2 protein-coding genes and 1 pseudogene are annotated in these 3,869 nt (G+C 64.0%); all 3 read left to right on the forward strand.

The genetic code is table 11. The features are described from left to right. Positions 1 to 1,555, forward strand: a 1,555-nt coding sequence (locus VJ604_RS03590; protein WP_324080011.1) for an alpha-amylase family glycosyl hydrolase, incomplete at its 5' end; no start/stop codon positions are given. A 98-nt stretch (positions 1,556 to 1,653) separates the two neighbouring features. Further along, complete coding sequence (locus VJ604_RS19350; protein WP_324080012.1) at positions 1,654 to 3,033, forward strand: hypothetical protein; 1,380 nt, start codon at positions 1,654 to 1,656, stop codon at positions 3,031 to 3,033. A 12-nt stretch (positions 3,034 to 3,045) separates the two neighbouring features. Further along, positions 3,046 to 3,869: pseudogene (locus VJ604_RS19355) on the forward strand (MGH1-like glycoside hydrolase domain-containing protein); the annotation flags it as partial.

The raw sequence follows: 3,869 nt of genomic DNA on the forward strand, positions 1-3,869 counted from the left end.
CATCGAGGAGGAGGAAACCATGGAGAGTTGGCCGAAGCGACCGGTAATCTACGAGATCAACACCTGGGTCTGGCTGCAGGAGTTGGGGAACAAGGGGAAAGATCCCGTCACCCTTGCCAACGTCCCCGCTGAGGAGTGGGATGCCATCGCCGCCTTCGGCTTCGACGCGGTCTGGTTCATGGGGGTTTGGGAGCGTAGCCCCGCCGGCATCGGGATTGCCAGGGAAAACCAGGGACTGCTTGCCGATTTTCGCCGGGCGCTTCCCGACTTCACCGATGCCGACAACGTCGGCTCCCCGTATTGCGTCAGGAACTACCAGGTCGATCCCCACCTCGGCGGCCCTAAGGGACTTGCCGCGGCCCGCAAGGAGCTCGCCAAGCGGGGCATGAAGCTCATCCTCGATTTCGTCCCCAACCACGTGGCGCCCGACCACCCGTGGGTCACCGAACATCCAGATTACTTCATCCGCGGCAGCTACGAGGACGCCCTGAAAGAGCCGGCGGCCTTTCTCTCCACGGCAGGAAGCATCTTCGCCTGCGGCCGTGACCCGTTCTTCCCCGCCTGGCCCGATGTCCTCCAGCTCAACGCCTTCAGTCCCGGCTTGCGGGCGGCGGTCATCGCCACCCTCAACGCTCTCGCCGAGCAGTGCGACGGGGTGCGCTGCGACATGGCCATGCTGGTCATGAACGAGATCTTCCAGCGGACCTGGGGCCAGCGGGCGGGGGCACGCCCGGAGAAGGAATACTGGCCGGAGGTGATCCACGCGGTGCGTGCCGCCCACCCAGGCTTTCTCTTCATGGCCGAGGCCTATTGGGACCTGGAATGGGAGCTGCAGCAGCAGGGCTTCGACTACTGCTACGACAAGAAACTATATGACCGGCTCGAACACGGACCGGCTGAGGAGGTCCGGCTCCATCTGTGCGCCGACGCAGCCTACCAGGAGCGGCTGGTCCGCTTCGTCGAGAACCACGACGAGCCGAGAACGGCCGCCACCTTCCCACCCGCCAAGGCGAGGGCCGCGGCGCTGCTTACCGCCACCCTGCCGGGGGCCGTGCTGTTCCACGAGGGGCAGTTTGAGGGGCGCAAGGTCAGGCTCCCCGTCTTCCTGGCCCGGCGTCCCGACGAGCCGCCCGACACGGAGTTGCAGGCGTTTTACCGATCGCTTCTCCAAGCGGTGACCAAGGGGGGCTTGAGAAAGGGGAGCTGGCAGCTCTGCCACCGGGAAGGGTGGCCCGACAACGACAGTTACCTCAACATCGTCGCCTGGTGCTGGAGCGGAGAACGCACCCATCACCTCGTCATCGTGAACCTGGGGGAGAGCGCCGCCCAAGCCCGCATCAGGGTGCCGGTAGACGGCATCGCGGACAGGACCTGGGGCCTGCTGGACCTCCTTTCCGGAGAAAGCTGGGACCGAGCCGGCGATGAGATGGGGGGAGCGGGACTGTACGTCGATATCCCGCCGTGGGGAGGTAACTTCTTCCGGCTGCAGCCGTACGCCCAAGCCGGGAAGGCCCAGGGCGTAGAGTTTCAGCCCGCCGCATCAGCCGGATCATGAGCCGTATAAACCGTATAAATAGTCGTACGCGAAGATGCATCTTGCGGGTGATGCATTAAACTTTTCGGATCGCCCTGACCATCAAAGGAGGAATCGTCATGAAAGCAGCTGAGCCATCGAAGAACAACGCTGAGCAGATGCGCCTGCAGGAGACGCAGGAAAAGAACGTTCCTTGGAAAAAATGGGGTCCCTATCTCTCCGAACGGCAGTGGGGAACGGTTCGGGAGGATTACAGCGACAACGGCGACGCCTGGAATTTCTTCTCGCACGACAATGCGCGCTCCCGCGCCTACCGCTGGGGCGAGGACGGCCTGGGCGGTATCTCGGACGACAAGCAGCACCTCTGCTTCGCGCTCGCCCTGTGGAACGGCAAGGACGCCATCCTCAAGGAGCGCATCTTCGGGCTCACCAACTCCGAGGCGAACCACGGCGAGGATGCCAAGGAGTACTACTTCTACCTCGACAGCACGCCGACCCACTCCTACATGAAGTACCTGTACAAGTACCCCCAGGCGGCCTTTCCCTATGCCGATCTGGTCGACACCAACCGCGGGCGCAGCCGTGAGGAGATGGAGTACGAACTGCTCGACACCGGCGTGTTCGACGATGACCGGTACTTCGACGTCTTCATGGAATACGCCAAGGCCGGACCGGACGACCTGCTGGTGAAGATCACCGTACACAACCGGGGTCCGGAGGCGGCCGAACTGCACGTGCTGCCGACCCTGTGGTTCAGAAACGACTGGGCGGAATGGATATCGAGGCCGGCCCCCAAGCCGCAGCTCAAGCAGGTCGAGGGCCCTTCCGGCACCAGGACGGTGGAGACCAGCCACTCGGTGCTGGGAAGCAACTACCTGTACTGCGAGGGGAGCGTGCCGCTGCTCTTCACCGAGAACTCGACCAACCACGCCCGGCTCGGCCTCGACTACCCGGACGTCGGTCCTTACCTCAAGGACGCCATCAACAACTACGTGGTGAACGGGGAAAAGGGTGCCGTGGACCCCGGCAGGAGCGGTACCAAAGTCTCCGCCCACTACCAAATGAAGATCGCGGCCGGCAAGTCGGAAGTGATCCGTCTGCGGCTGAGCAACAGCTCCCCGCAGATGGCCGGCAAACCGTTCGCCAAAGAGTTCGAGGACACCTTCCAGCAGAGGGTCGGCGAGGCGGACGAATTCTACCGCTCCATCACCCCGCCGTCGCTGAGCGAGGATCAGGCCCGCGTGATGCGCCAGGCCCTGGCCGGCATGCTCTGGTCCAAGCAGTACTACTTCTGGGACGGCGACGCCTGGCTGGAGGAGCACAACGCCCATCCGCTGCACCACGGCACCCAGGAGTTCCGGAACCGGGAATGGTTCCACATGATCAACGACGACATCATCTCCATGCCGGACAAGTGGGAGTACCCCTGGTACGCCGCCTGGGACCTCGCCTTCCACACGCTCCCCATCGGCATGGTCGACCCCGACTTCGCCAAGTAGCAGCTGAAACTGATGCTGCACGGGCGCTACCTGCACCCCAACGGCCAGATTCCCGCCTACGAGTGGAACTTCAGCGACGTCAACCCGCCGGTGCACGCCTTCGCCACCCTCTTCCTGTACCGCACCGAGCAGGCCCTGCACGGCGAGACCGATATGGAGTTCCTGAAGGGGGCCTTCAACAAGCTCCTCTTGAACTTCAACTGGTGGGTGAACAGGAAGGACCGCTTCGGCAAGAACGTCTTCGAGGGCGGCTTCCTCGGGCTGGACAACATCGGGGTGTTTGACCGCAGCGCCGCGCTTCCCACCGGGGGGCACCTGGAACAGGCGGACGGCACCGCCTGGATGGCCCTTTTCACCCAGAACATGCTGGAGCTCGCCGCGGAGCTCACCACCCACGACCGTACCTACGAGGAGATGGTCTACAAGTTCATCGAGCACTTCCTCTTCATCGCCTCCGCCATGAACAGACAGGACGGCATGTGGGACGAGGAGGACGGCTTCTACTACGACCTGCTGCGCCTTCCTGACGGCTCGGCGACCCGGCTCAAGGTGCGCTCCATGGTGGGCCTGCTCCCGCTGGCAGCGGCAACCGTGATCGAGCCGTGGCAGCGGGAGCTCGTGCCGCAGGCGACGGCGGCCTTCAGGGCGCGGGCCGAGCAGATGCCGGAACTCTTGGACTCCATCCACCGCACCGGCCCCGGCCACCTGGGGGTGAACGAGCGCGGCATGTTCGCCCTGGTGAACGAGCAGCGGCTGCGCAGGATCCTCACCACCATGCTCGACGAAAACGAGTTCCTGAGCCCCTACGGCATCCGGGCGCTCTCCAAGTTCCACGA

Origin of the sequence: Geomonas sp. (assembly GCF_035254065.1) — a bacterium.
GTDB lineage: Bacteria > Desulfobacterota > Desulfuromonadia > Geobacterales > Geobacteraceae > Geomonas.